Below are 26,057 nucleotides of genomic sequence, written 5' to 3' on the forward strand. Positions count from 1 at the left end.
CTGGTTAAAACGGTTTAACTTAAACAGTTTGATGTCTTGTAGTTGGAGTTTCGTGCTGTGCCGTGAAAGTAGACACCATGCTGAAACCGGCCTCATCGATGCTGTAAGTAAGCTCGTCGATTTTGCTTGTAAAGTAGTTGTAAGCGATGATCGCGATTGTTGAACCAGTAATACCAAGGGCAGTGTTAATCAAGGCCTCAGAGATACCGTTTGCAAGGGCTACTGAGTCAGGAGCACCTGAAGTTGCAAGAGCCGAGAAGGCTTTGATCATACCAAGTACTGTACCGATCAGACCTACTAGTGTAGAGATAGAGGCGATAGTTGAAATAACCACCAGGTTTTTCTCCAGCATTGGCAGCTCAAGAGAAGTAGACTCTTCGATCTCTTTCTGGATAGCGGCTACTTTCTCAGCTTTCAGCAGTTCTGGCTCGTTCTGCATTTCTTTGTATTTCAGCAGGCCGGCTTTTACTACGTTTGCTACAGAACCTTTCTGCACGTCGCAGGCAGCGATAGCGCCGTTGATGTCACGCTGGTTCAGTTTAGCAGAGATGTTACGTACGAAGTCAGCAACGCTCTTAGTACCTTTTGCTTTACCGATTGTCAGGGCACGCTCGATAGCGAAGATGAATACCATCAGGTTAAGAGACATCAACACTGGTACTACCCAACCACCTTTGTAAACAATGCCAAGATAGTTGCCCGGAAGCGGGTGGTTAGCCGGATCGTTACCTTCGAAGTTGGCAGGATTGCCAAGAACGAACATATAGATAAGCACACATGCTATCAGGGCGATCGGGATAACGATAGTCGCAAATAGAGAGCCTACTGCGCTTGGCTTTTTCTCTACATTAGCATTCTTGCTCACTACTGCAGTCTTTTTTTCCATTTTGATTAAAGTTTAAAGTTTAGCTGTTTGTGTTGTAATAAAAATGTTTGTGTAAGTATAAAATGTAATTGACTCGCTTTTAGTTCTTTATTGAATTTGCAATTTCAGATTTTTCTGAATTTTTCACACTATACTGGCCCGAAAAATTTAGTTAAAAGCCTATAGCTGTTACTATAGCTGCATAAATTTAAGCTTTTATCTTTCAGGATTCCAAATTCGCGGTACAGCAATATCGCAAATTATTAATTAAAAAGTTTGTTTCAAAGTATAAACACCGGCTCTTGCGGGCTTTGCCTTTCAGTCCCGTTTCGTATGCAAATTTTACGCGACAGATGGGTGCCAGGGTGGAAGGGGTGAGCCGGGGCTGTGTGCTGGCTTTTTCCCGCTTCATAGTTGTGTCAAGCGCTCCGCAAAAAAACAATCTTGCCAGGTGGCTACTACAATGTGCTTTCCCTGTCTAAACATAAAAGCGCATTAAATATAAAGAATAAATTTCTTAGACGGTATGCCTGACTATAGCTTTTTTGCCTGGTTCCAGTAAAAATCCATTTCTTGCAAGGTCATGTCCTGTAGCTTCTTGCCATCCTTGGCGGCCTCCGTCTCTATATATTGGAAGCGTGATATGAACTTCAGATTGGTGCGTTCCAGCGCCTCCTCCGGGTTAATGCCTGCAAAGCGGGCAAAGTTGATGAGCGAGAACAGTAAGTCGCCGAACTCGGCTGTGGCTTTTTGCTGGTCTATGGCAGCGGTATCTTCTACATTAAACTCACTTGCGAACTCGTTTAGTTCCTCCTGTACCTTCGCCCATACCTGAGATTTGTCGTCCCAGTCGAAGCCAGCCCCGCGGGCTTTCTCCTGTATGCGCATGGCTTTTACCAGGGCAGGCAGCGATTGTGGTACTCCTCCAAGCACAGATTTGTTGCCTTCCTTCAGTTTTAGCTTCTCCCAGTTCTGCTTTACCTCCTCCTCGCTGTCGGCTTTGGTATCGCCGTAGATGTGCGGGTGCCGGAAGATAAGTTTGTCGCACTGGGCGTTCAGCACGTCGGCAATGTCAAAAGCGCCTTGCTCAGCGGCTATCTTAGCGTAAAACACCAGGTGCAGCATGATGTCGCCGATCTCCTTCTTAACCTCCTGTACCTCTCCCTTCAGTATGGCGTCAGAAAGTTCGTAGGTTTCTTCTATGGTGAGGTGGCGCAGGCTTTCCATAGTTTGCTTGCGGTCCCAGGGGCATTTCTCGCGCAGGTCGTCCATCACATCCAACAGGCGGCTAAAGGCCTCGAGCTGGCGTTGGCGTGCGTTATTACCGGATTGTAAAGTAGTCATAAAGGCAAAGATACTAAATAATTAGCGTTTATGGCCCAGTGTGAGAAAGGCTTAACATTGTAATAATGTATCCACAGGCTTTAAAGGCATTTCTGCCCGTAAGCATACATATAAGGAGCAGGCTTTTGAGTGCTCATGCTGTATCCGTAACGAAGACATTTATACTTATGAAGAACAAGAAGAAGAAAGAGATCAGGAAGATTGCCACCTCTGTTGCAGCGGTGCAGTCGCAGGTGGCGTTTGCGCGAATAGCCACGGCACTGGCTGTGGTAAGTGTAGGGGCGATGGCAGTAGGTGCACTGGCCATCGGGCACCTGGCTATTAAAAGGCTGGCGATGAAAAGCGGCGAGATAGACAGCCTCCGGATAAAAGACCTGGAAGTGGGCCGGCTAAAAGTGAGAGAGCTGATAACGGAGAACAAACTATAGGTAAGGCGGCTTGCATTGGCTTCTGTGCCGCTGCTGCGGCGGCCGACAGGCGGGTGTCGGATTTTCTGAGGGTACAATACCACATAATCCACTGGAAGTATAAGTAAAATTGCTACTTTTGCCAGAGCAATTAATAGACGAACAGTGGCTTTAATAAAATCGATTTCAGGAATACGTGGTACGATAGGCGGACAGGCTGGTGAAGGACTTACCCCTGTGGATGTAGTTAAGTTTTCCGCCGCTTTCGGAGCCTGGGTGCTTCAGAACACCGACAAAAAGACAATAGTAGTAGGCCGCGATGCCCGCCTTTCCGGCGACATGGTGAACAAACTGGTATGTGCCACGCTGCAAGGCTTAGGTATAGATGTGATTGATGTGGGGCTCTCCACCACACCTACCGTGGAGATGGAGGTGCCGGAGCAGCAAGCAGGAGGTGGTATTATACTTACAGCCAGCCATAACCCGAAGCAGTGGAATGCCCTGAAGCTGCTCAACCACAAAGGTGAGTTTATCTCAGATGCTGAGGGTAAACTAGTGCTGGAGATTGCTGAGAAAGAAGCTTTCGAGTTTGCGCAGGTAAACGAGTTGGGAAAGTATACCCAGGCCGAAGATGCCCTGCAGAAACATATAAAAGCCATACTTGACCTGCCGTTGGTGGATGTGGAGGCGATCAAAGCCAAAAACTTCAGCGTGGCGGTGGATGCCGTGAACTCCAGCGGGGGCTTTGCCGTGCCGATGCTGCTGGAAGCGCTTGGCGTAAACAAAATAGAGAAACTTTACTGCGAGCCGGACGGAAACTTTGCCCATAACCCGGAGCCGCTGCCAGAGAACCTGCGCGAGATCTCAAAAGTGATCGAAAAGGGTAAATTTGACCTGGGCATAGTGGTGGACCCGGATGTGGATCGCCTGGCGCTGGTAAACGAGGACGGCAGCATGTTCGGCGAGGAGTATACGCTGGTAGCCGTGGCCGATTATATATTAAAGAATCAGGTGGGTAACACCGTGTCTAACCTTTCCTCCACCCGTGCGCTGCGCGATGTAACGGAAAAAGCCGGAGGTTCATACTTTGCCGCTGCCGTAGGCGAGGTGAACGTGGTGAACATGATGAAGGAGCAGAACGCCATCATCGGGGGCGAGGGCAACGGCGGTATCATCTACCCGGAACTGCACTACGGCCGCGACGCGCTGGCTGGCATTGCCCTGTTCCTGACGCACCTGGCCAAATCAGGTATGAGCATGACGCGCCTGCGTGCCAGCTATCCGAACTACTACATCTCTAAAAACAAGATAGAGCTTACGCCGGAGGTGAACGTGGACGAGGTGCTGCGCCAGATGCAGGAGCGCTACGCCAAGCAGCCAATCAACACCATAGATGGCGTGAAGATAGAGTTCGACAAGGAGTGGGTGCACCTGCGCAAGTCTAACACCGAGCCGATCATCCGCATCTATGCCGAGAGCGACAGCAACGCCACGGCAGAGCACCTGGCCAATAAAATCATTGCCGATATCAAAGAGATCATCTCTAATAAAGCATAGAGTATGTGCTGTTGCTGCTGCCATAGAAAGCGAGAGTAACAAACCGTGTTGCGCCACTGGTATGGGATCGTTCCTGCCGTTGGCGCAACTTTTTTTTATACTTTAGTGGTTGAATAAAGAACAGAACCAGAAAATATACCTTACAAGTATGCGTGTTTATTTAGATAATGCTGCCACCACCCCTCTGGATAAAGAGGTCTTTGACGCCATGGCCCCTTTTATGCTGGAGCACTTCGGTAACCCTTCCTCCATCCACTCGCATGGGCGCGAGGTAAGGGCGGCTATTGAGCGGGCGCGTAAAACAGTGGCCGGATTGCTGAACACGTCTCCGGCAGAGATTTTCTTTACCTCCGGTGGCACCGAGGCTGATAACTCCGCCATTATCTGTACCTGCCGCTCGTTGGGCATTAAGCACGCCATTACCACGAAACTTGAGCACCACGCGGTGCTGCACACCATGGAACTGCTGGAGAAGCAGGAGGGGGTGCAACTGAGCTACCTGCGACACGACGAGCGCGGCGACCTGGACCTGGAGCACCTGGAGGAACTGCTGGCCCGCCAGCCGCAGACGCTGGTATCCATCATGCACGCCAACAACGAGATCGGCAACCTGAACGATATCGAAGCGATCGGGGAGATCTGCAAGAAGCATAACGCTATCTTCCACTCGGATACCGTGCAGACCATGGGCCACTACAAGCACGACCTGCAGCAGCTGAAGGCTAACTTTATTGTAGGCTCGGCGCATAAATTCCATGGCCCGAAAGGCGTGGGCTTCCTGTTCTGCGATGCGGAGACGAAGATTCAGCCGCTAATACAGGGTGGGGCGCAGGAGCGCAACATGCGTGGCGGCACCGAGAACGTGTATGGCATCATTGGCCTGGCCAAGGCGCTGGAGATTGCCTGCCGCGATATGGGCGAGCACCAGAGACACATACAGGGCCTGAAAGACCGCATGATCTACAAGCTGCGCGAGCAGATGGACGATGTGAGCTTCAACGGCATGTCGGAGTTTGGCGACAAGAGCCTGTACACGGTGCTGAACGTGAGCCTGCCCGCCTCAGATATAAACGAGATGCTGCTCTTCAGCCTGGACATTGCCAAGATCTCGGCATCGGGCGGAAGTGCCTGCAGCAGCGGTGCCAACACGGGCTCACATGTACTGCGCGCGCTGGATTGCGACCCTAGCCGCGGCTCTGTGCGCTTCTCATTCAGCAAGTATAATACGCCGGAGGAGATCGACTACGTGGCCGAAACAGTGGCTAAAATGTATAAAAAACAGCTGGCCTAAGTATAAACTGTGGCAGTTGCAAGTATAAAAAGGCCCTGGCAGTACGCCGGGGCCTTTCTTTATTAGAAATCAAAAACAAGCCAACGTATAAAGCATGAAAAGTATAGCCGTTTTCTGTGGCGCCAATGCCGGCAATAACCCGGCGTATGCAGCGGCAGCCACAAAGCTGGGCCAGCTGATGGCCGCGCAAAGTATAAGACTGGTGTTCGGGGGAGGAAAAGTCGGGTTGATGGGCACGATTGCAGACGCCATACTTGCCAAAGGAGGTGAGGCCATCGGCGTAATTCCGCAGAGCCTGATAGACCGCGAGGTAGCCCACACCGGACTGACAGAGCAGCACGTGGTAAAAACCATGCACGAGCGCAAAGCCTTGATGGCCTCCAAATCGGATGCGTTCATCGCCATGCCCGGCGGCTTCGGCACCCTCGATGAGATCAACGAGATCATCACCTGGAACCAGCTAGCCATCATCAAAAAGCCCGTGGCCTTTTACAACGTAAACGGCTTCTACAACAAGTTCCTGGAGTTCATTTCCGACAGTGTGCGGGAGGGTTTGGTGAAGCAGGAGTTCGTGAATAAGCTGATCGTGGAGAGCGATGCGGAGATGCTGCTGCAGAAACTCACAACGTATGCCGATGCTGAGTCGGAGGATTGGGTGGACTCGGAGCGTATTTAGTTTCTGAGACGCATGCTGTCCTCTCAAAGTATAAAGGCGGTTGTAAAGTATAAACTGCTTTTGCTCCTAACGCTGCTGACGTTCACTTCAGCACAGGCGCAGGACGTATTCTCGGTTGGCCCGGCCCTGCACTTTAACTTCGGTGATAAAAAGCCAAAGGTAAGTTGGGGTGTGGAGGCCTCATTGTGGTGGTTTGAGGATCAGTTTCCGGTAAGCGGCAACCTGGGCTTCGACCGCAGGAAAGGCAGCACCGTTTTATACATGCAGGCCCAAACGGGCATCGGCATCGCTGGTATATCTGCAGGGCCATACCTGGAGCTGAGGAAAGAGGATGCGCCCGTGCTGGGGCTGCAAACCGATTACTGGGTAAACTACTTTGCCGGCCTCAACTACAGAGTAAGGTATAGCGGAGAGGGCAGGCAGAAAGCATTGGGCGTTTACGTAAAGGCTCCTCTATCTTATGGCCTTGATGACGAGAATGGGGAAGAGGACGACTGGGATTGGGACTGTGACTAGCCAAAATATAAAAGGGAGGGGCGCTGCAGATCTGCAGCGCCCCTCCCTTTTATATTATACTTGCGCAGAGGCGAACCTGGCAACCCAAGTTTTGTAGGGTTAGTTCTTTAGAATGATCTGCTTCACGGCCTCTACCCACGTGTCGTTGGAGTTGAGGCTCTCTACCAGCTGCCATTTCTCGCCGCCGGCGTGCTCAAACATCTCCTTAAACTCCTCGCCTACCTCTATGGTCGTCTCCAGGCAGTCAGCCACAAAGGCGGGGCTGAAGGCCAGCACCTTCTTGATACCTTTTTCCGGGAATGTCTTCAGCACCTCGTCGGTGTAAGGTTGCAGCCACGGGTCTTTGCCCAGTCGCGACTGGAAAGCCACAGAGTACTGGTCTTCGCGCAGGCCGAGCGCCGCAGCCAGCTGGCGCGAGGTTTCGAAGCAGGACGCGCGGTAGCAGTACTGGTTGCGCTTGTTGTAGCTGTTGCAGCAGGAGCCGAGCTTGCAATAGCCGTGGTCGCTGCCTTTCAGTATATGGCGCTCCGGCAAGCCGTGGTAGCTGAACATCACATGGTCATACTCCTCCTCCTGCATGTGCTTCCTGCCCAGCTCCGCAAACGACTCTATAAAGCCCGGGTCGTTGCAGAAGTTAGAGATGAAGTTGATGCTCGGGATGATCCACCAGTCCTTGATGATCTCCATGATCTTGTCGTGGGCGGAACCGGTGCTGGCGGAGGCATACTGCGGGAACAGCGGGAACACGATGATACGGTCCACGCTTTGCTCACGCAGCTCTTCCAGAGCGCTTTTTATACTTGGTTTCTGGTAGCGCATGCCAAAAGAAACAAAGTAGTCGTCCCCGAGACTTGCCTGCAGTTTTTCCTTCAGGTCGATGCCGTGGTAGAGCAGGGGAGAGCCGCGCTCCGTCCACAGCTGCTTGTAAACTACCGCAGACTTCGGCGCACGGAAGGGAGCGATCACCCCGTTGATCAGGAAGAAGCGACCCACAGGATTTATGTCGATCACGCGTTTGTCCAGCAGGAACTCGCGCAGGTACTTTCTAACATCAGGCGTTTCAGGTGTGTCAGGCGTGCCGAGGTTTACCAGCAGCACACCGATCTTACCGGTGTTCTTTTTGCTCATGTAAAGTATAAGTGCTTATCGGTTGCAAAGATACTAAGTATAATTCTTTCTGTTTGATGATAATTGTCAGTGTCTGTAAGAGGTTCAGTGGAGAGTAAAGCTATAAGTATGAAAAAGGTTTGGGGGAGCAAGACATGACCTCACAGCGTCTCCCATACCTAAAGTGTTTTTATAAACAGGGGTGGGGTCAACCACCCCTGCCCCTCAGAGCTACGCTCGCTACCTTCAAACTCGCGTTCTTGGTATTCTAAGGAGGGGAGTTTCATCTCTCCCCAACCCTCTCCTAAGAACAGGAGAGGGAGCCCGGCTCAAGCTCCGTCAGCTGAGGCTATCGAAAACTGTTCCCAGTCTTTCCGTTGAGCGCCTTGTGAGATCCGGTGCCACGATAGTGGCAGCGCCCTGGCGCAGGAGGGAACACAGCGCGATGCGGGAAGACGAGCCCTCCCGGGCTGGAGGGAGCCAAAGCCGGAAATAAAACAATAGGTATGTAAGACTGAGGATGAACAGTAGCAGAATAGGATAGCTTATGTCCAGTTGAAGGAAGCCGGGGCGATGAAAGTATAGCCCAAGTATAAAGTATGGCTACAGTTGAGTTACAAACTCAACATCATAAAAGGACACAAGTCTGAAGACTTGCGCCAGGGGACTATGAAAGTATACTCAAAGTATAAAAGTGAAACAGCAGCTAATAAGTATGGCAGCGTTTCAGAAGAATCCCTGAACCCCAAAATCCTCAACGCCCAATCCTTCCCATTCATTTACAAATATTTATACATCCGGCCTTAGTCTCGTAAAAAAGGAGTAATTTTGCAACCTCAAATTTAGAAGTATGGCCGAAACACCGCACAAAGCCGGTTTTGTAAGTATAGTGGGCAAACCGAACGTGGGTAAATCAACGCTGATGAACGCGCTGGTGGGCGAGAAACTCTCCATCATCACCTCCAAGGCACAAACCACACGGCACCGCATCATGGGCATTCTGAACTCAGACGAGTTCCAGATCGTTTACTCCGACACGCCCGGCATCATCAAGCCGCAGTATGCGCTGCACGAGTCGATGATGGGCTTTGTGCGCACCTCCCTGGAGGATGCCGACGTGATCCTGTTCGTGACGGATATTTACGAGAAGCACGACGAGGATGACGTGATCAAGCGTCTGCAGCATGCCAAGGTACCCATACTTCTGCTTATAAATAAGATCGACCAGGCTACCGAGGAGGAAGTGAACGAGAAGGTGGCTTACTGGCAGGAGCACATGAACCCGACCGAAATCCATCCGATTTCTGCCCTGCATAATTTCGGACTGGACCAGCTGTTTGCCCGCTTGTTGCATTACCTGCCGGAGCACCCGCCATACTTCCCGAAAGATGAACTGACTGACAAGCCGGAGCGTTTCTTCGTGTCGGAGATGATCCGGGAGAAGATTTTTCTCAACTATAAAAAGGAGATTCCCTACAGTTGCGAGGTGGTGGTAGAGGAGTTCAAAGAGGAGGAAGACATTATCCGCATCCGCGCGGAGATCAGCGTGGAGCGCCGCAGCCAGAAGGGCATCGTGATCGGCAACAAAGGCGAGGCGCTAAAAAAAGTGGGCACGCAGGCCCGCCTCGATATGGAGAACTTCTTCCAGAAAAAGATATTTCTTGATTTATACGTGCGCGTGAACGAGAACTGGCGGACAGACCAGAAGCTGCTTCGGCGCTTCGGCTACCGCGAAGAGTAGCGCACCATAAAGCTTCGGGGCACGGTGCTCCGGGGGCACTTTAACATTTTTATTTTATTTCGATGTCAACCAACATCATTGCCATTGTAGGCCGCCCGAACGTGGGCAAGTCTACCCTTTTTAATCGCCTGATAGGCCAGCGCAAAGCCATTATGGACAACGTGAGCGGCGTAACCCGCGACCGCAGCTACGGCCACGGCGACTGGACCGGCAAGTACTTCACCGTGATAGACACAGGTGGCTACGTGCACGGCTCCGATGATATTTTCGAAGCTGAGATCAACCGCCAGGTAGAGCTGGCCATGAACGAGGCCGACGTGATCCTTTTTATGGTGGACGTGGATGCCGGCCTAACAGGCCTGGACGAGGAGTTTGCCAACGTGCTGCGCCGCACCGATAAGCCGGTATACGTAGTAGCTAACAAAGCCGACACCAACGCCCGTATGCACCAGATGGGTGAGTTTTACTCACTCGGTGTGGGTATAGATATTTTCCCGATCTCCTCGCAGAGCGGCTCCGGCACCGGCGAGCTGCTGGACGAGGTAGTAAAGCACTTTAAAGACGAAGGCATAGAGGATCCGGATGCCGGCATTCCGAAAATTGGCGTGTTTGGCCGCCCGAACGTAGGCAAGTCCTCGTTCGTGAACCTGCTGCTGGGGCAGGAGCGCAATATCGTAACCGATAGAGCCGGTACCACCCGCGATGCCATCCATGCCCGCTACAATGCGTTCGGCAAGGAGTTCATTATCGTGGATACGGCCGGTTTGCGCCGTAAGAGCAAGGTGAGCGAGGATATTGAGTTTTACTCGGTGCTGCGCTCCGTGCGTGCCCTGGAAGATTCAGACGTGTGCATTGTGATGCTGGATGCCACACGCGGTATCGAGGCCCAGGACGTGAACATTATTGCCCTGGCCGAGAAGAACCGCAAAGGCATCGTTATACTTGTGAACAAGTGGGACCTGGTGGAGAAGGACACCCATACCACCAAGCAGTTTGAGGAGGAGATCTACAGCCGTATCGCGCCTATTTCTTACGTTCCGATCATCTTTACATCGGTGGTAACGAAACAGCGTATTCACAAAGCCATAGAGGTGGCCATGGAGGTGTACGACAACAAGACGCGTAAGATCCCTACCTCTAAGCTGAACGACCTGTTGCTGCCGGACATTGAGCGTTACCCGCCACCGTCAAACAAAGGCAAGTTTATCAAGATCAAGTATATAACGCAGCTGCCGACGCACAACCCTACGTTTGCGTTTTTCTGTAACCTGCCGCAGTACATAAAGGAGCCATACATGCGCTACCTGGAGAACAGGATGCGCGAGCACTTCGACTTTAAAGGAGTGCCAATCAGGATTTTATTTAAGAAGAAATAATTTTTCGGGTGGATGTTTGGAGGTTCATATATAGTAGTATATTTGCGCCTCATTTAAAAAATCACAAACACCATGAAAAAAGTATTTGGTTTACTTTTCGTTGCTGGCCTGTTCGCTTTCGCATCTTGCAACAACACTGAAGAAACAGCTACTGAGGTTGAGACTGTAGAAGAAACTGTAGTTGAAGAGGCTCCTGTAGTAGAAGACACTACTGCTGTTGACGCTGACACTACTGCCACTCCAGTTGACTCTGCTTCTGCTGCTCAGTAATCAGCAACCAGAAAACCACCTGGCCTATGGCCGGGAAACAGAAAGGCACCTCAAAAGGGTGCCTTTCTGCATTTTATATATTTATAAAAACTATATATCGGTAAGTGCGTATTGCTTGTCATGTTTCAGGCGCAAACAGTTGTTGCGCCCTTTAACCATGAATTAAGTACTCATACTAAACACTATAACATCATGAAAAAAGTATTGTATGTATTTGCCCTGGCAGGCCTGTTTGGCTTTGCCTCATGTGATTCTCCAGCCGAAGAAAGAGCTGAAGAGAGAGAAGAAGCCGTAGAAGAAATGGAAGATGATGCCGAGGACGCGGCTGATGACATGGAAGATGCAGCTGATGAAATGGACGACACAACTGCTGTGATCGAATAGAGCACCGCACTTTTATACTTATTGAACCGGAGGGGTAGGCTTAGGCTTACCCCTCCGTTGTTTTAGCGGGCAGCACCAGGTTTATGCTTGTCTTCTTGAACACTTACTAGGCTAAGGTAGCTTAGGCTTTGTTTGCTGGGAAAAAGAAGAAACTGCATGGTATATTCGCCTGGCAAAGTAAAACTAAACGCGATTGGGCTAACCTGTTTATAATTTGATGCGTTGAAGTAAATTAGGCAGTGCACCAAACCATATCAAGGGCGCGGCCTGTATTTAAAGCATATAAATGAGTTTTAAAATTAACAACACTAGAACTATGAAGAAATTGGTATTCCTACTTTTCGCAGCAAGCACTCTAACCTTTGTAGCATCCTGCAATTCTCCGGCAGAAGAACGGGAAGACGTAGTGGAGGAGGCAGAAGATTTGGCCGATGAGCGCGCAGAAGGTGATGTAGAGGATATTGCCGAAGAGAGAGAGGAACTGAGTGAGGAAGTGCAAGAGTACAACGAAGAGGTGGCCGAAGAAATGGATACCACCGTAATTGAGTAAGATATACTTTATATCTAAAGTTATGAGAAAAATGATTTACACCTTGGCCGCCGTAGGGCTGCTAAGCCTGGGAGCATGCGCCTCTACTGAGAACACTGTGGAAGAGGGAGCCGATGAGGTAGAAAACGCCGCTGAGGAAGTAGGCGAGGAAGTAGAAGAGGCTGCCGATGAGGTAGAAGATGAAATCGATGAATAATAATTGAAGCATTTTAGCTTTACACAAAAGGCCAGCCCGGACTACCGGGCTGGCCTTTTGCTTTGCGTTGGTTAAGGGCCCAGGCGCTTTTGGATGAGGCTGTTTACAAGGCCAAACAGCCGCTTAGGGGTAAACGTGCGCCAGTGGATATCGTCTAAGTTGCCGCCATAGTTAAGGTAGTAGTCCAGGTTATAGTTCTTCATCTCGCTCAGCACAAACTCCTGGAAGCCGAGGGCCGCTATCCAGCCTTCCTCCACATCCTCAAACCACTCCTCGTAGTAAGAGTCGTCGGAGCCGTGGAAGTTGAACACGTTCTCTCCGATAAGTATAAAGTGCTTGATGCCTTCCTCCACCATTGGGTCGATGATGTTACGCTTCAGCTGCATGATATCGTTGTGCAGGGCATCGTTCCACTCGCCTATAAACTCAATGATAGCAAAATTTAATTCGTAATCGGCATAAAGAATTTTCAGGAAAAGCGTTTCAGAGTTAATGTCGTCCCACTGCGGGTGTATGTAGTATCCATAAATGGTGTGGGTAAACTGAGAGAGGCTGTTCTCGGCCCCGAAGAGCGGCGAGCGCGGGTCTTCGGAGGCAGTGTACTTCTCGATCCAGTTATAGTATGGTTCTATGGTGTGCATAAGCAGTGTTTACGGGTGTGGCCGCTGTAGCATGATTTACTGCCGCAGCTCTAACAAAGTTGGCCTTTGCGGCCCTGTTTCGCACCTCTCAAGGTTGTTGCATAACAAAAGTAACACATAAAAAAGTGTCACTCTGAAAAGTATGTAAAGTATAGGCCTGTAACAGGAAACAGTTTTGCAGCTCCTGCGGTATGCTAAGGTATAGGCGTTCCTTCCGGAAGGCGCCTGCACGCAAAGAGATACGCAACATCAACTCTAACTTACTGGCGACTATGGTTTCGATTATACACTTTGACGAGGATAACCTTGCAGGTTTTCACGTGCAACACTATATTGATGAATCTGGGCTGAGGATGATCGTGCACGAGATGGAGGAAAAGGCCAGCCTACATGACAAAGTTCATTTATACTTTGAGTTCGTAAGCTTTGGAGACTGGGACAGTGTGCAGTCGTTCTTCGATACGTTAAAGCTAATGTTCCATAGCTGGAACAAAATAGCCCGCTACGCTATTGTTACAGACAAGGACTGGGTGAAAAAGCAGTCGAGGCTGGCGAACTTCCTGACGCCCCACTTTGAGGTAAAGGCCTTTAGCCTGGCCGATAGGGAGCAGGCGCTGGCGTGGCTGCGGCAACCTGTGCCGGGTAAGCCGGAGCAGGGCGTGTCGGTTTTGGAGGCCATGCCACAGCATGTAGTGGGGTTGGCTACCCTCGGTGGGCTCTCCTCCAGCGACTACAGCACAATTAACCACCTTGTGGAGGAGCAGCACAGCCCTGACCTGCGCTTGTACCTGGAGGTGCTGCAGCCCAACGGAGCCGCGCCTGATGCTATGTGCGAGGATCTGAAGCACGGGGTGCAGTATTATGAAAAGTTTAGTAAAGTGGCCATTGCCGGACATGAGGAGTGGCTGCAACGGTCAGGGGCGTATGCGCCCGGCGGTAATGTAAGATTCTTTAAATTAGATGAGCGCGACACAGCCATAGACTGGCTACGGTAGCAGCCCGGAACAGAGCTGCCGCCGCACCTGCCGCGCCATCAGCTCTAAAAAGATGCTCAAAAAATTATTTCTGTATTTTATTTTGCTGGTACTGCTGCAGCAGCATGCGGTGGCCCAGGAGGCGCCCGATTACACGCAGGTGTACCACCCGGTTATTAACCAGGCAGAGCTGCTTATAGTAGATGGTAAGTATGAAGAGGCTCTGCAGGCCTACCACGAAGCCTTTGAAGCGGTGCCCTCACCGTTCGCCCGCGACTACTATAACGCAGCCATCTGCGCCCTTCTGCTGCAGGAGCGCAAGAAAACCTTTAACTACCTCGAAGAGCTGGTGCAGAAAGGCGTAAGCCTGGAGTACCTGGAGCGGCAGCCGGTGCTGGACTCGCTGCGGGCTACCAGGCACTGGCGCAAGTTTGCCAAAAAGTACCCTAAGCGCCGGCGAAAGTATGACGAGAAGCTTAACCAGGAACTTCGTGCCGATTTAGACGAACTCTATGCCCGCGACCAGTATTTTCGGCAGGCCAAGGGCGGCTGGCGCGTACACGGCGACACGATCCGCCAGATAGAGAAGGCCAATGTGCAAAAACTACTTGGGTGGGTAGAGGAATACGGCTACCCGGGCGAGGATTTGATCGGTGTGGCCGACACGCTGGAGCAGCTTCCCCGCTTCAGCATTGTCATTTCGCGGCAGACCAAGGCCCGCAAAGGGCATGACTTTACCGAAGTACTGACGCAGGCCGTGCAACAAGGGCGCATTGCCCCGCAACCTGCCGCTTACCTGCTTGACCAGCAGGCCGGGCGCAACAAGTATGGCTCCCGGGCCTATGTAAAAGTAAACTGCACCAAGTGCGCCGATGATGAGGAACTAGGCAAGCTAGGCGATTACATGGTGATGAAAATAAGCGAGGAGGAGCAGGAGCAGATTGATAAGCGCCGGGAGAAAATAGGTTTGGAGCCGTTAGAACAGTACAAGTATAAAGTACGGCACAGCGCAAACGACAAAAGGTTTAAGCTGAACTACACCTGGTCTGTGATGCACTATGTGGTGCCAAGCAAAGAGGCCGCCAGGGTACTGCTGGAGGGGCTTACAATGAAGTAGCGTTTTGGTCCGTTTGACTTAAAATGGGTAATAGAGTAAGAGGATAAGGCTAAGGGTGCACAAGCCTAGCCCCAGCAGCCCAAGTTTCGCCTTCCACTTTTTATAAGACAGAAAACCAGATACGGCACCCACAACTTCAAGTATAATCAAACCATACCTTGCGGTGTAGCTTGTAGTAAATAGCGTTATCAAGTTGTGCAGCGCTCCGGGTTCCTGATATTCTTGCGTAGTTTGGTAGTAGAGCAAGGTAACTGTTACCAACCCTATCACACCTATAAGAAGAGAGATGACTCCTGTTTTCATGGGGCTCTATAGCTTATTTCGGGTTTGTGTGTTACAAGTGCCGGCTTGGCGGTCCAGTTTGTTCAGGGGCAATTGTCTTTATACTACTGCTCGGGCCTGTTATAAGTATAAACGGAAGTATAAAAAAATAGCCGGGGTATTATTTTGCCCCGGCTATTTCTGTTACTGTATTAAGGAGACTTATAAAGCCTAGTGTCCGTTTCCGTTGCGGTAGGCTTCTACTGCGGCGCGAACGCTGCCATACTTCTTCAGCAGGGCGCCTGCCTCTGCCCGGCCTATACTCAGTTCCTCCATCACCATGCGTATGCCGCGGTCTACCAGTTTCAGGTTAGAAAGTTGCATGTCTACCATTTTGTTGCCCTTTACGCGGCCCAGTTTGATCATGGTAGAGGTGGTAAGCATGTTGAGCACCAACTTCTGGGCGGTGCCTGCTTTCATGCGGGTGCTGCCTGTTACAAACTCAGGCCCTGTAACAACCTCCACCGGAAACTCAGCGGCGGCGGCTACGGCGCTACCTGCGTTGCACACCACACATCCGGTGGCAATACCGCGCTCACGGCAGGCGTTCAGGCCACCGATTACATAAGGGGTGCGGCCCGAGGCGGCAATACCCACCACAATGTCCTTATCAGAAATGTTATGCTCCTGCAGGTCTTTCCAGGCTTGCTGCTCGTCGTCTTCGGCAAACTCCACTGCCTTGCGGATAGCTGTGTCGCCGCCGGCCATAATGCCAACCACCATGCCGTGTGGCACGCCATAGGTAGGAGGGCACTCCGAGGCATCCACTACGCCCAGGCGCCCACTGGTGCCGGCCCCGATGTAGAACAGGCGGCCGCCCTGCTGCAGGCGCTCTACGGTAACGTTTACCAAGGCCTCGATCTGAGGAATGGCTTTCTCAACGGTAAGGGGTACGGTCTTGTCTTCGCGATTAATGTTTACGAGCAGCTCATGCACGCTCATTTTCTCCAATCCGTCGTAATTAGACGATGTTTCGGTAGTAGACACTGTGTGTGGTGTTTTAGGGTATGATGAATGGGTAAAAGCATAAAGAGATAGTCGGAGCCATCTCTTTATACTTTACTTGTTGATTTATACTTATGCTTTCTTCGGGGTGCCGAATGTCTGCAGCAACTCCTGGTGGTACTTAATCAGGCCTTCGCTTGGGCTTTTCAGGATGGTTTCCACGTGCAGGCCATACTTCTTGGCCACCTGCTTCAGGATGTCGCCGAAGTGGTAGGCGATAGAGCCCACAAAGTTTACCGGCAGGGTTTCGTGCCCCTTATACTTCACCACGTGGCGCTCAAAGAACTCCGAGAAGTTCTCGTATATCATACCGTGAATTACGGGGTGCTTCTGTTTGTCGTACATGAACTTGGCAAACGTAGCCATGTAGCGGCTCGGAATGGCTGCGCTGTACAGCGTGTCCAGGATGCCGTCTTTGGTCAGGTTATACGTGTTCTTCAGCGAGGTTGCCAGGTCCTCCGGCAGTTCGCGGTACAGGTACGCCTTAATCAGCAGTTTGCCCATAAAGGCACCGCTGCCCTCGTCGCCGAGCAGGAAGCCCAGCGACGGCACGTTGTCGATGATGTTGGTGCCATCGTAAAGGCAGGTGTTGGAGCCGGTTCCCAGAATGCAGGCAATACCCGGATTGCGGCCGCACAGCGCGCGCGCTGCTGCCAGCAGGTCGTGGTCTACTGAGATAAAGGCATTTGGGAAAATTCTGAGGAGGGCGTCCTCCACGCGCTTGTTACGCTCCGGTGAGCTGCAGCCTGCACCGTAGTAGTAGATGGCATCGGGGTTCTTATCGCTTAGCTGTGGCAGCAGTACATCGTGTATCTCCTGGTAAATCTCGTCAGCTTCCTGGTACATCGGGTTAAATCCGGCAGTCTGTGCCTGGCCCAGCTCGGTGTCGCTCGATACGATGCGCCAGTCTGTTTTTGTTGAGCCGCTATCAGCTATAAATATCATTTGTATAAATTTGAATTAATTGTGTTTAAACAGGTCGTAACCCCAATATACGGTTTTATTTTGAGCTCTGTTGGTTCTGCGAAAGTCTGTAAGCAGAATTCTTGACAAAGCCCACAGCCTCAAATTTATCAAAAACATTGGCATTATGCGGTGCATCTGCCAGTTCTTCTGTTAAATCCTGCCCGGCCCAATGCTCATAATGCCTTCCGTTGCGCCACAGCCTCGATTTTTTTACATCATAGATTACGCCGTGATACGCTACCCATACTTCCTCGCGGTCCTGCCCGTTTCGCAGCGCCAGTTGCTGCAGCGTGTATTCTGGTAAAGCCATACTTGTTTTTAGGTTTGAAAGTATAAGCAGCAGCTACAACGTCCGTTCATCTCCCTGCAACTTGCAAAGGAGGGCTTCCCCTGCAGGTGTGGCAGGTTGATGATGGGAGCGGTTTTTATACTTTCCTGCTATACATCCCCAAATTTACAAAACCTCAGCTTAACCGATGCGTGCCTGCGTCAGAATCCAGCGGTTGGGTACTTCGCCTTTGGTGGCCTGCAGGTAGTCTTCGTAGCTGCAGGGTACAATGCGGCTGCCTTTTTCTGAGCTGAGGGGCTCCACCTCCAGCCACCATTTTTCGCTGCTCCTGCTCTTGTAGAAGATCATGCGATCGGGGTTATCGTCAGTGAAGGCCACGGCATACTTGGTAAAGTTGCGGCTGTTAAAGTTCGTCTCGTTTTTGCGGTGGTAGTAGCCCTCTACAAAATACCAGATCATGGTGGCCACAGTCATGGCAGTTAACCCCCTGTCATCCAGAGTAGGGTCGTACTCGTAAATGCCCAGCGAGGTCAGGTTATCGTTCAGGCCGGCGTACCAGCATATCTGGCAGGCCTCCTCGCCGGTAAGCCCGAAAGGGTTGGCAGGCTCGGTAGCCGGAGCGTCCTGGTGGCGTATGGCCGATATATCAAAGGTTAGCAGATCAGCCACGCGCACCACAGGCTCCATCTCCTGCACGCTGCGGTGCACTTCGCCCACGCGGTAAGACTCAAAGTGCATTTTCTCAAACGTGGCCATCACCTCCGGCTCCACAAAGTATGATTGATACCCGATCTGGCTCAGGCTGAAAAGGTAGTTCGGCTCGTGCATGAGTATCTGGCGCAGCTGCTTTTTATTGGGTGCGGCGTCTGTGTCCTCGGTCATGTCCACGCTGCTGTCTACGGTTACCATGTTCACCACGCGGTCCAGGTGCTCGTAGCCCATGTACTGGCCATACTCCAGGTCGTGGGAGCCGCCGATGATAACCGGAATGGTGTTATGGGAGATCAGTACCTCCACGATTTCCTTCAGGCGAAGGTGCGTGTCTTCCAGCGTAATGCCGGGGCGCAGGTTGCCCAGGTCTACTATCTGGCAGCGGCCGGTGCCCTTGTTCAGGCCGTAGAGTTTCTGGCGCACCAACCGGGCCGGGGCAACGGTAAGCTCGGGCGCATCCTCCTGCTCCGTGTTTCGGCCACGCGTTTCGTTTACGCCAAGTATGGCTATGTCGGCAGAGCGCCAGTCAGGGAACTTGCCCACGAAGCGGCTGATGTAAGAGCCCAGCGTGCGCGGCTTGGTCAGGGTGGCAAAGGTGTCCTCGCTTAAAGGCTCAAAAAATATCGACAGGTTCATAAGTGGCTTTTGGTGTTGTCTCTGAAAGGTTCCTGAAAAGTATAGGTAACAGGCACTGTCTAATTTGGAAGCAGAGTTATACTTCTAAAAGTATAAATATAACACATGGGAAATATTTATATGGCCTGCCGTGGCAGAATTCGAAAAAAATAATTAAAATGCATCAATAACAGGCTATTTTGCCCTGCATTTAGCCTTGTTGCAAGCTAACTAATCAAAACACTGTTGTATAACGCAGACACTATATGAACCTAACAAGGACCTTCGACCTTTTGCCACACCAGATGCAGAGTTACCCAAAGCCCGATTGTTTGGCGGCTAAGGTGAATGGCAACTGGCAAAAGTATACCACCAGCGATGTGCAGGAGTACGCCAACAAGGTGAGCCTTGGCCTACTGCAGCTGGGCATCCGGAAAGAGGATAAAGTTGCGATCATCTCCTTTAACCGCCCGGAGTGGGTGCTGGTGGATTTTGGTATCCAGCAGATCGGTGCCATCAGCGTGCCGATGTACCCAACCATCACGGAGGAGGATTACCGCTACATCTTTAACGATGCCGAGGTAAAGGCCATTTTCGTGGCGGATGCTACGCTTTACAACAAAGTAGCGGCTGCCACCGAGGGCATGGAAGGTATAAAAGAGATTTATACATTTGATGAGATACACGGCGCCAAGAACTGGAAAGAGGTGCTGGAGATGGGTGAAAAGGAGAACGCAGAGCAACTGGAGCCACTGAAGGCCGCTGTTAAGCCAGACGATATCCTGACCATTATTTATACTTCCGGTACCACCGGAAACCCGAAGGGCGTGATGCTGACGCACAATAACCTGATGAGCAACGTGCAGGGTACCGTGCCTTATGTGCCCGTAGATCATAATCACCGTGCGCTGAGCTTCCTGCCCCTTTGCCATGTGTTCGAGCGCATGCTGTTGTACCTGTACTTCCGCATTGGGGTGTCTATTTACTATGCCGAAAGTATAGAGAAAGTAGCCGATAACCTGAAAGAGGTGAAACCGCACCTGTTTACCACGGTGCCGCGCCTGCTGGAGAAGGTGTACGACAAGATTGTGGCCACCGGCATGGAGCTGACGGGCGTAAAGCGCAAGCTGTTTTTCTGGGCGCTGGAGCTTGGCCTGAAGTATGACCCGCAGGTAGACCATGGCTGGTGGTACAACAAGCAGCTGGAGCTGGCGAACAAGATTATCTTCAGCAAGTGGCGCGAGGCCCTGGGTGGCAACGTGAGGGTGATTGTGTCGGGTGGCGCTGCGCTGCAGCCGCGTCTGGCGCGCGTGTTCTGGTCGGCCAACATCCGCGTTATGGAGGGCTATGGCCTAACCGAAACCTCGCCGGTGATTTCGGTGAACCGCTACGAGCCGGAGAACAACATGATCGGCACGGTAGGTATGGCCATTGACGGGGTGGAGATTAAGATTGCCGAAGACGGTGAGATTTTGACCCGTGGACCGCACGTAATGAAGGGCTACTACAAAAAGCCGGACCTTACTGCCGAGGTGATCGATCAGGATAACTGGTTCCATACCGGCGACATTGGGGAGATGATCCAGGGCAAGTACCTGAAGATAACAGACCGCAAGAAAGAGATGTTCAAGACCTCCGGTGGCAAGTATGTGGCGCCGCAGCCAATCGAGAACAAACTGAAGGAGTCGGTGGTGATAGAGCAGGTGATGATTGTGGGCGATGGCCGCAAGTATGCCTCCGCGCTCATCGTGCCATCGTTTCTGGGGCTGCAGGATTGGGCTGTGCACAAAGGTATAAAGTATACTTCTGATGAGGAGATGATCAAGCACCCGGAAGTAATCGATAAGTTCAAGCGTGAGGTAGATAAGGCCAACGAAGGACTGGCGCAGTACGAAACCGTGAAGAAGTTCACGCTGATCCCAACCCTATGGACTGTGGAGAGCGGCGAGCTAACCCCAACCCTGAAGGTGAAGCGCAAAGCCATCACAACCAATTACCACGACGTGATCGAGAGTATGTATTAAAGTATAAAGTGTGGCTGATGCTCGTAGTTGGGTTCGCAGCCATACTTCATTAACTTAGTTTGTCATCCTGAAAAAATCTTAGTCGGAGGGAGGTTAAGCCTCTGCTAAGGTTCTTTCAGGATGATTTTGTTTATAGATGTGTCTGTTCAAATAGCATTCTATGATTCGTTTTACATTTTTATTTATGATCATGTTTTGCTTCTCTTGCCAAGCTGAGATGCAGCCTGAGACAATAGTTGCGGAAGAAATGGCAGAAAAGCATCAAGAGACAGAGAAGATAGAGTTTGAGAAAATTATTCTTACAATGGTTTGTGCTTGCCCTGGATGGAATACCAAAGACGTGGAGGTTTATAAGGATGGTACTATTTATTATAGATTAAGAGATTATGAAATAGTTGGTAAGAACTATAATGGGCAACTGGATTCTGTTGCAATGGCACAGGTGTATGCTTTGCTCAAATCACTTGACTTTAACAGCCTCAAGTCCGGCTTCCCTGAAGCGCAAGGTGCTGCCGACCATTCAATATACGTTGAATTGCCGGATGGCAAAGTGCAAATGAGAGGAAATCTGGATAATAAAGGTGCTTTAGGCGTTCATATGTTTCTTCGCTTTCTAGACAGTTATAAAATGGTAGTTAGCGATAACCGCAGTTTTACTACAGAAAATGAGGTAAGGTCATCTCCTCCTGTTCGAGTGTCTGATAAATTTAATATGCAGGTCGATACTTTATAAACTATAAAGCCCTTTCCACCCCGGAAAGGGCTTTTTTCTTACCCCATTCATACTTTCTCAAACTATAGCAAATCCCATCTGTTAGTTTAGAGTATAACTATACCGGCAACCTTTATAAAATTACCTCCAGCTGCTGCACCTGAAGGGGAGATAAAATATTTTCCAAAAAAGGTATGCAAGCATAACATATTTACCTATATTTGGTATACACCATTACGAATGATGAAGCCAGAAGAAACAGTAGACTATAACTTTAAAGTATGTTGGCACGCCATCTCGCGGATGTATAATGCTGAGGCGGTGCAGAACGATATTACCACGTCCATTGGCTTTGTGCTGCTCAACATTGACCAGGAGCAGGGCACACCCGCCACCAAAATTGCTCCCTTGCTCGGTCTGGAGGCACGCAGCCTCACCCGCATCCTCAAAAGTATGGAGGAGAAAAACCTCATTTATAAAGTATCGGACCCAAACGACAAGCGCCTGGTGCGCATTTTCCTGACGGAGAAGGGGCTCGAGAAAAAAGAGGTGTCGCGGCTAACGGTAAAGCAATTTAATAATAAGGTGCGCGAGGAGATACCGCAGGAGGACCTGGATGTGTTCTTTAAAGTGTGTGGCCGCATCCTAGGCATGATCGAGAATAAAGAAATCTTTTAAACCATAGACAACTATCGCTATTCTATGAAAAGAATAATTAAGAAAGTAGCCGTGCTTGGCTCCGGGGTGATGGGCTCCCGTATTGCCTGCCACTTCGCCAACATCGGGGTGCAGGTGCTGCTGCTCGACATCGTACCAAAAGAGCTGACGCCGGAAGAGGAGAAAAAAGGCCTGACTTTGGAAAACAAAGCCGTGCGCAATCGCATTGTGGATAGTTCGCTCAAAGCGGCTATCAATTCTAACCCGTCGCCGCTTTACCGCAAGTCAGATGCCAGCCTGATAAACACAGGTAACTTCGAAGATAACATGAAGGACATCGCCACCGCCGATTGGACCATTGAGGTAGTGGTGGAGAACCTGAAGATAAAGAAGCTGGTGTACGACCAGGTGGAGCAGCACCGCAAGCCGGGTACGCTTGTTTCCTCGAATACATCGGGCATCCCGATCCACATGATGCTGGACGGCCGTTCTGATGACTTTAAGAAACACTTCTGCGGCACCCACTTCTTTAACCCACCGCGTTACCTGAAGCTTCTCGAGATCATCCCTACTCCGGAAACAGACCAGAGGGTGGTGGATTTCCTGATGCACTACGGCGATCTATACTTGGGCAAGACTACGGTACTAGCTAAAGATACACCAGCCTTCATTGCGAACCGTGTGGGTATCTACGCCATCATGCAAGGCCTGCAGGTGATGAACAAGCTTGGCCTGAACGTGGATGAGGTTGATAGGATCTCCGGCCCGATCATCGGCCGTCCGAAGTCAGCTACGTTCCGCACGCTGGATGTGGTTGGTTTGGATACGCTGGCGAATGTGGCTAACGGCTTGTACCAGACTGGCGAGAAGGACGAATCCAGGGAGTTGTTTAAGCTGCCGGATTACCTGCAGAAGATGGTAGAGAACAAGTGGCTGGGAGACAAAACCGGGCAGGGTTTCTACAAAAAGACAAAAGACGCAAAGGGTAAAACAGAGATCCTGACGCTGGACCTGAACACCATGGAGTATGGGCCAAAGCAGCGCCCTAAGTTCCAGAGCCTGGAGGTACTGAAGCCGATAGATGACCTGAAGAAGCGTATCAAAACTTTCTCTAAGCAAACAGATAAAGCCGCGCAATTCTTTAATGAGTCGCTGTTCGGATTGTTCCAGTACGTGAGCAACCGCATCCCGGAAATTTCTGATGAGCTTTATAGGATAGACGACGCCATGCGAGCCGGCTTTGGCTGGGAACTTGGTCCGTTCGAGTACTGGGATGCCATTGGTGCCCGCGAAGGCGTGCAGCGTATGATCGAGAACGGCTACCAGCCGGCCCGTTGGGTAGAGGAAATGTTGGAACATGGCAAGGAATCCTTCTACATCGTGGAAAACGGGACCCGCCGCTACTACGACATCCAAAGCAAAGAGTATAAGGCCATACCCGGCGCTGAGAACTTTATCATACTGGATAACCTGCGCGGCAACAACGTGATCTGGAAGAACAGCTGCGCAACTGTACTTGACCTAGGCGATGGTATCCTGAACGTAGAATTCCACTCAAAGATGAACACCTTGGGCGGCGATGTAATTCAGGGCCTGATGAAAGGCGTGGAGCTGGCAGAAAAAGACTTCAGAGGCATGGTGGTTGGTAACCAGGGAGCTAACTTCTCGGCGGGTGCTAACCTGGGTCTGGTGTATATGTACGCGCTGGAGCAGGAGTACGACGAGATCAACTTCATGATCAAGCAGTTCCAGGATGCCATGATGCGCATGCGATACTCGGCTATACCTGTAGTGGGTGCCCCGCACGGCCTGACGCTGGGCGGTGGCTGCGAGCTTAACCTGCACTGCGACCACGTGCAAGCTGCCGCTGAGACCTACATGGGCTTAGTGGAGTTTGGTGTTGGCCTGATACCAGGCGGTGGCGGTACAAAAGAGATGACGCTACGTGCAGCCGATATGTATGCCGACGGCGACATTGAGTACAACGACCTGAAGAACGTGTTCCTGACGATAGGTATGGCCAAAGTATCAACTTCAGCTAAGGAGGCGATAGATTTAGGCTATATGCGCAAGTCTGATGACATCACCATCAACAGCAACCGCCTGATTGCTGATGCCAAGGCGCAGGCTATACTTATGGCTGAAGCGGGTTATACAAAACCGGTGCAGCGCACTAATGTTAAAGTACAGGGCAAAGGCGCGTTGGGCATGTTCCTGACAGGCGCGAATGCCATGTATACCGGCCGCTATATCTCAGAGCATGATAAAAAGATTTCGGAGAAACTGGCTTATGTAATGTGCGGTGGCGACTTGTCGGCACCAACAGAGGTAAGCGAGCAGTACCTGCTGGACCTGGAGCGTGAGGCCTTCCTGTCGTTGACAGGTGAGCGCAAAACGCTGGAGCGTATCCAGAGCATCCTGACCACAGGCAAGCCGCTGAGAAACTAAGTCTATAGTATAATCTAAAAAAGCATCAAAATGAATAATGCATATATCGTAACCGGATTTCGAAGCGCCGTGGGTAAAGCGGGCCGTGGCGGATTTCGGTTCACCAGACCTGATGACCTGGCCGCTGATGTCATCAAACAAGTAATGGCCTCTGTGCCCGCTTTGGACCCGGAGCGCGTGGACGACCTGATTGTGGGGAACGCCGTGCCGGAAGCGGAACAGGGCCTGCAGATCGGACGCATGATCTCGCTGCTGGCGCTGCCGATGTCGGTGAGTGGTATGACGGTGAACCGCTACTGCGGCTCCGGCCTGGAAACCATAGCCATTGCCGCTAACCGCATTCAGGCAGGTATGGCTGATTGCATCGTGGCAGGTGGAACGGAATCTATGTCGATGGTGCCAACGGCTGGCTGGAAAACGGTTCCGAACTATAAAATCGCCAGCAAGAACCCGGATTGGTACCTGAGCATGGGCTTAACAGCCGAAGCGGTAGCCAACGACTACAATGTTTCACGTGAAGACCAGGACGAGTTTGCCTTCAAGTCGCACCAGAAAGCGATCAACGCCATCAAAAACGGCTACTTTAAAGATCAGATCGTGCCGGTAACCGTGGAGGAAACCTACCTGGACGAGAACAATAAAAAGAAGACCCGCACCTATGTGGTAGATACCGACGAAGGTCCGCGTGCCGATACCTCCATGGAGGCACTGGCGCGCCTAAAACCAGTTTTTGCCGCAGGTGGTACAGTAACGGCCGGTAACTCTTCTCAGACATCCGATGGGGCTGCCTTTGTGATTGTGATGAGCGAGCGCATGGTGAAAGAGCTGAACCTGGAGCCGATCGCGCGCCTGATAAGCTACGGCACCGGCGGTGTGGATCCGCGCATCATGGGTATGGGGCCGATCGCAGCGGTGCCGAAAGCCCTGAAAATGGCTGGCATGACACTGAATGACATAGACCTGATAGAGATGAACGAAGCCTTTGCTGCACAGTCTATCGCCGTCATGCGCCACCTAGACATGGACCCCGATAAACTGAACATCAACGGCGGCGCCATTGCCCTTGGTCACCCGCTGGGCTGCTCTGGTGCTAAACTGTCGGTGCAACTCTTCAGCGACCTGCGCCGCACAGGCGGCAAGCATGGGTTGGTAACTGCCTGCGTTGGCGGCGGCCAGGGGGTAGCCGGTATTTATGAGCTGCTGAAGTAAACAAGCTGGTTTGCTGGCGCGAGTTTGCAACTCGTGCCTTACTATGATGTTGAGTTTGTAACTCAACTGGGCCAGAGTCCCAAACTAT

27 protein-coding genes are annotated in these 26,057 nt (G+C 51.2%); 19 read left to right on the forward strand and 8 right to left on the reverse strand.

Going from position 1 to position 26,057, the window contains the following annotated elements:
• Nucleotides 1-19: 19 nt before the first annotated feature.
• Nucleotides 20-886 (reverse strand): MotA/TolQ/ExbB proton channel family protein, encoded by an 867-nt coding sequence (locus OO017_RS15460; protein ID WP_266053518.1) that lies wholly within the window; start codon nt 884-886, stop codon nt 20-22.
• A 513-nt stretch (nt 887-1,399) separates the two neighbouring features.
• Entirely contained in the window at nt 1,400-2,209 is an 810-nt protein-coding gene (mazG, locus tag OO017_RS15465; RefSeq protein ID WP_266053519.1) for a nucleoside triphosphate pyrophosphohydrolase, read from the reverse strand.
• A 167-nt stretch (nt 2,210-2,376) separates the two neighbouring features.
• On the opposite strand from mazG, the gene OO017_RS15470 reads away from it, so the two are divergent.
• The 5 genes from OO017_RS15470 (at nt 2,377) to OO017_RS15490 (ending at nt 6,656) form a co-directional block, all read left to right on the forward strand.
• A complete protein-coding gene (locus OO017_RS15470) occupies nt 2,377-2,637 on the forward strand; it encodes a hypothetical protein (protein WP_266053520.1) in 261 nt (86 codons plus the stop codon).
• A gap of 144 nt (nt 2,638-2,781) precedes the next feature.
• Nucleotides 2,782-4,173, forward strand: coding sequence for a phosphoglucosamine mutase (glmM, locus tag OO017_RS15475; protein ID WP_266053522.1), 1,392 nt, complete (start codon nt 2,782-2,784; stop codon nt 4,171-4,173).
• Between the two features lie 148 nt (nt 4,174-4,321).
• Complete coding sequence (locus OO017_RS15480) at nt 4,322-5,464, forward strand: cysteine desulfurase family protein (RefSeq protein ID WP_266053524.1); 1,143 nt, start codon at nt 4,322-4,324, stop codon at nt 5,462-5,464.
• Between the two features lie 94 nt (nt 5,465-5,558).
• The gene (locus OO017_RS15485; protein ID WP_266053526.1) at nt 5,559-6,140 is read left to right on the forward strand and encodes an LOG family protein; all 582 of its coding nucleotides are present in this window, start codon (nt 5,559-5,561) and stop codon (nt 6,138-6,140) included.
• Between the two features lie 12 nt (nt 6,141-6,152).
• Nucleotides 6,153-6,656 (forward strand): hypothetical protein, encoded by a 504-nt coding sequence (locus OO017_RS15490; RefSeq protein ID WP_266053527.1) that lies wholly within the window; start codon nt 6,153-6,155, stop codon nt 6,654-6,656.
• Nucleotides 6,657-6,755: 99 nt separating this feature from the next.
• Here OO017_RS15490 and hemH read toward each other — a convergent pair whose 3' ends face one another.
• A complete protein-coding gene (hemH, locus tag OO017_RS15495) occupies nt 6,756-7,784 on the reverse strand; it encodes a ferrochelatase (protein WP_266053528.1) in 1,029 nt (342 codons plus the stop codon).
• A gap of 588 nt (nt 7,785-8,372) precedes the next feature.
• On the opposite strand from hemH, the gene OO017_RS15500 reads away from it, so the two are divergent.
• The 7 genes from OO017_RS15500 (at nt 8,373) to OO017_RS15530 (ending at nt 12,280) form a co-directional block, all read left to right on the forward strand.
• A complete protein-coding gene (locus OO017_RS15500; RefSeq protein ID WP_266053529.1) occupies nt 8,373-8,570 on the forward strand; it encodes a hypothetical protein in 198 nt (65 codons plus the stop codon).
• A gap of 43 nt (nt 8,571-8,613) precedes the next feature.
• On the forward strand, nt 8,614-9,504 hold the full coding sequence (gene era, locus OO017_RS15505) for a GTPase Era (RefSeq protein WP_266053530.1): 891 nt from the start codon (nt 8,614-8,616) through the stop codon (nt 9,502-9,504).
• A 62-nt stretch (nt 9,505-9,566) separates the two neighbouring features.
• Nucleotides 9,567-10,880 carry a ribosome biogenesis GTPase Der gene (gene der, locus OO017_RS15510; RefSeq protein ID WP_266053532.1) on the forward strand — a complete coding sequence of 438 codons (1,314 nt, stop codon included), beginning with the start codon at nt 9,567-9,569 and terminating at the stop codon, nt 10,878-10,880.
• A gap of 72 nt (nt 10,881-10,952) precedes the next feature.
• Nucleotides 10,953-11,150: a hypothetical protein gene (locus tag OO017_RS15515; protein ID WP_266053534.1), complete on the forward strand. Its 198-nt coding sequence runs from the start codon at nt 10,953-10,955 to the stop codon at nt 11,148-11,150.
• Nucleotides 11,151-11,342: 192 nt separating this feature from the next.
• A complete protein-coding gene (locus OO017_RS15520; RefSeq protein ID WP_266053535.1) occupies nt 11,343-11,534 on the forward strand; it encodes a hypothetical protein in 192 nt (63 codons plus the stop codon).
• A 316-nt stretch (nt 11,535-11,850) separates the two neighbouring features.
• Entirely contained in the window at nt 11,851-12,084 is a 234-nt protein-coding gene (locus OO017_RS15525; RefSeq protein ID WP_266053536.1) for a hypothetical protein, read from the forward strand.
• 22 nt (nt 12,085-12,106) lie between these two features.
• The gene (locus OO017_RS15530; RefSeq protein ID WP_266053539.1) at nt 12,107-12,280 is read left to right on the forward strand and encodes a hypothetical protein; all 174 of its coding nucleotides are present in this window, start codon (nt 12,107-12,109) and stop codon (nt 12,278-12,280) included.
• Nucleotides 12,281-12,351: 71 nt separating this feature from the next.
• On the opposite strand, the gene OO017_RS15535 is transcribed toward OO017_RS15530, so the two are convergent.
• Nucleotides 12,352-12,921 carry a hypothetical protein gene (locus OO017_RS15535; RefSeq protein WP_266053541.1) on the reverse strand — a complete coding sequence of 190 codons (570 nt, stop codon included), beginning with the start codon at nt 12,919-12,921 and terminating at the stop codon, nt 12,352-12,354.
• A gap of 191 nt (nt 12,922-13,112) precedes the next feature.
• On the opposite strand from OO017_RS15535, the gene OO017_RS15540 reads away from it, so the two are divergent.
• Complete coding sequence (locus tag OO017_RS15540; protein WP_266053542.1) at nt 13,113-13,916, forward strand: SpoIIAA family protein; 804 nt, start codon at nt 13,113-13,115, stop codon at nt 13,914-13,916.
• Nucleotides 13,917-13,968: 52 nt separating this feature from the next.
• A complete protein-coding gene (locus tag OO017_RS15545) occupies nt 13,969-15,012 on the forward strand; it encodes a hypothetical protein (RefSeq protein WP_266053544.1) in 1,044 nt (347 codons plus the stop codon).
• A gap of 492 nt (nt 15,013-15,504) precedes the next feature.
• Here OO017_RS15545 and murQ read toward each other — a convergent pair whose 3' ends face one another.
• The 4 genes from murQ to OO017_RS15565 form a co-directional block, all read right to left on the reverse strand.
• Nucleotides 15,505-16,320: an N-acetylmuramic acid 6-phosphate etherase gene (murQ, locus tag OO017_RS15550; RefSeq protein ID WP_266053545.1), complete on the reverse strand. Its 816-nt coding sequence runs from the start codon at nt 16,318-16,320 to the stop codon at nt 15,505-15,507.
• Nucleotides 16,321-16,410: 90 nt separating this feature from the next.
• Nucleotides 16,411-17,283, reverse strand: coding sequence for a hypothetical protein (locus tag OO017_RS15555; RefSeq protein WP_266053546.1), 873 nt, complete (start codon nt 17,281-17,283; stop codon nt 16,411-16,413).
• A 55-nt stretch (nt 17,284-17,338) separates the two neighbouring features.
• Nucleotides 17,339-17,614: a cytochrome b5 domain-containing protein gene (locus OO017_RS15560; protein ID WP_266053547.1), complete on the reverse strand. Its 276-nt coding sequence runs from the start codon at nt 17,612-17,614 to the stop codon at nt 17,339-17,341.
• Between the two features lie 159 nt (nt 17,615-17,773).
• Nucleotides 17,774-18,940 (reverse strand): formimidoylglutamase, encoded by a 1,167-nt coding sequence (locus OO017_RS15565; RefSeq protein ID WP_266053548.1) that lies wholly within the window; start codon nt 18,938-18,940, stop codon nt 17,774-17,776.
• A gap of 245 nt (nt 18,941-19,185) precedes the next feature.
• Between OO017_RS15565 and OO017_RS15570 the strand changes: the two genes are divergently transcribed.
• The 5 genes from OO017_RS15570 to OO017_RS15590 all read left to right on the forward strand — a co-directional run bounded on the left by OO017_RS15570 (nt 19,186) and on the right by OO017_RS15590 (nt 25,969).
• The gene (locus tag OO017_RS15570; RefSeq protein WP_266053549.1) at nt 19,186-20,943 is read left to right on the forward strand and encodes an AMP-dependent synthetase/ligase; all 1,758 of its coding nucleotides are present in this window, start codon (nt 19,186-19,188) and stop codon (nt 20,941-20,943) included.
• A 160-nt stretch (nt 20,944-21,103) separates the two neighbouring features.
• Nucleotides 21,104-21,676, forward strand: coding sequence for a hypothetical protein (locus tag OO017_RS15575; RefSeq protein WP_266053550.1), 573 nt, complete (start codon nt 21,104-21,106; stop codon nt 21,674-21,676).
• Nucleotides 21,677-21,898: 222 nt separating this feature from the next.
• Nucleotides 21,899-22,333, forward strand: coding sequence for a MarR family winged helix-turn-helix transcriptional regulator (locus OO017_RS15580; RefSeq protein ID WP_266053645.1), 435 nt, complete (start codon nt 21,899-21,901; stop codon nt 22,331-22,333).
• A gap of 24 nt (nt 22,334-22,357) precedes the next feature.
• Entirely contained in the window at nt 22,358-24,760 is a 2,403-nt protein-coding gene (locus OO017_RS15585) for a 3-hydroxyacyl-CoA dehydrogenase/enoyl-CoA hydratase family protein (protein WP_266053551.1), read from the forward strand.
• A gap of 30 nt (nt 24,761-24,790) precedes the next feature.
• Nucleotides 24,791-25,969, forward strand: coding sequence for a thiolase family protein (locus OO017_RS15590; RefSeq protein ID WP_266053552.1), 1,179 nt, complete (start codon nt 24,791-24,793; stop codon nt 25,967-25,969).
• Nucleotides 25,970-26,057 lie beyond the last annotated feature (88 nt).

The sequence above is a fragment of the Pontibacter anaerobius genome (assembly GCF_026241195.1).
Classification (GTDB): Bacteria; Bacteroidota; Bacteroidia; order Cytophagales; family Hymenobacteraceae; genus Pontibacter; species Pontibacter anaerobius.

What these genes read in the sequence shown, in the direction of transcription:
- OO017_RS15560 (WP_266053547.1), bottom strand. Translation starts at nt 17,614, where the DNA reads ATGGCTTTACCAGAATACACGCTGCAGCAACTGGCGCTGCGAAACGGG.
- der (WP_266053532.1), top strand. Translation starts at nt 9,567, where the DNA reads ATGTCAACCAACATCATTGCCATTGTAGGCCGCCCGAACGTGGGCAAG.
- OO017_RS15545 (WP_266053544.1), top strand. Translation starts at nt 13,969, where the DNA reads ATGCTCAAAAAATTATTTCTGTATTTTATTTTGCTGGTACTGCTGCAG.
- OO017_RS15525 (WP_266053536.1), top strand. Translation starts at nt 11,851, where the DNA reads ATGAAGAAATTGGTATTCCTACTTTTCGCAGCAAGCACTCTAACCTTT.
- OO017_RS15555 (WP_266053546.1), bottom strand. Translation starts at nt 17,283, where the DNA reads ATGATATTTATAGCTGATAGCGGCTCAACAAAAACAGACTGGCGCATC.
- OO017_RS15585 (WP_266053551.1), top strand. Translation starts at nt 22,358, where the DNA reads ATGAAAAGAATAATTAAGAAAGTAGCCGTGCTTGGCTCCGGGGTGATG.
- OO017_RS15515 (WP_266053534.1), top strand. Translation starts at nt 10,953, where the DNA reads ATGAAAAAAGTATTTGGTTTACTTTTCGTTGCTGGCCTGTTCGCTTTC.
- OO017_RS15590 (WP_266053552.1), top strand. Translation starts at nt 24,791, where the DNA reads ATGAATAATGCATATATCGTAACCGGATTTCGAAGCGCCGTGGGTAAA.
- OO017_RS15530 (WP_266053539.1), top strand. Translation starts at nt 12,107, where the DNA reads ATGAGAAAAATGATTTACACCTTGGCCGCCGTAGGGCTGCTAAGCCTG.
- OO017_RS15490 (WP_266053527.1), top strand. Translation starts at nt 6,153, where the DNA reads ATGCTGTCCTCTCAAAGTATAAAGGCGGTTGTAAAGTATAAACTGCTT.
- mazG (WP_266053519.1), bottom strand. Translation starts at nt 2,209, where the DNA reads ATGACTACTTTACAATCCGGTAATAACGCACGCCAACGCCAGCTCGAG.
- OO017_RS15570 (WP_266053549.1), top strand. Translation starts at nt 19,186, where the DNA reads ATGAACCTAACAAGGACCTTCGACCTTTTGCCACACCAGATGCAGAGT.
- OO017_RS15565 (WP_266053548.1), bottom strand. Translation starts at nt 18,940, where the DNA reads ATGAACCTGTCGATATTTTTTGAGCCTTTAAGCGAGGACACCTTTGCC.
- OO017_RS15575 (WP_266053550.1), top strand. Translation starts at nt 21,104, where the DNA reads ATGATTCGTTTTACATTTTTATTTATGATCATGTTTTGCTTCTCTTGC.
- OO017_RS15535 (WP_266053541.1), bottom strand. Translation starts at nt 12,921, where the DNA reads ATGCACACCATAGAACCATACTATAACTGGATCGAGAAGTACACTGCC.
- OO017_RS15485 (WP_266053526.1), top strand. Translation starts at nt 5,559, where the DNA reads ATGAAAAGTATAGCCGTTTTCTGTGGCGCCAATGCCGGCAATAACCCG.
- era (WP_266053530.1), top strand. Translation starts at nt 8,614, where the DNA reads ATGGCCGAAACACCGCACAAAGCCGGTTTTGTAAGTATAGTGGGCAAA.
- OO017_RS15540 (WP_266053542.1), top strand. Translation starts at nt 13,113, where the DNA reads ATGCTAAGGTATAGGCGTTCCTTCCGGAAGGCGCCTGCACGCAAAGAG.
- OO017_RS15520 (WP_266053535.1), top strand. Translation starts at nt 11,343, where the DNA reads ATGAAAAAAGTATTGTATGTATTTGCCCTGGCAGGCCTGTTTGGCTTT.
- OO017_RS15460 (WP_266053518.1), bottom strand. Translation starts at nt 886, where the DNA reads ATGGAAAAAAAGACTGCAGTAGTGAGCAAGAATGCTAATGTAGAGAAA.
- OO017_RS15470 (WP_266053520.1), top strand. Translation starts at nt 2,377, where the DNA reads ATGAAGAACAAGAAGAAGAAAGAGATCAGGAAGATTGCCACCTCTGTT.
- OO017_RS15480 (WP_266053524.1), top strand. Translation starts at nt 4,322, where the DNA reads ATGCGTGTTTATTTAGATAATGCTGCCACCACCCCTCTGGATAAAGAG.
- hemH (WP_266053528.1), bottom strand. Translation starts at nt 7,784, where the DNA reads ATGAGCAAAAAGAACACCGGTAAGATCGGTGTGCTGCTGGTAAACCTC.
- OO017_RS15580 (WP_266053645.1), top strand. Translation starts at nt 21,899, where the DNA reads ATGAAGCCAGAAGAAACAGTAGACTATAACTTTAAAGTATGTTGGCAC.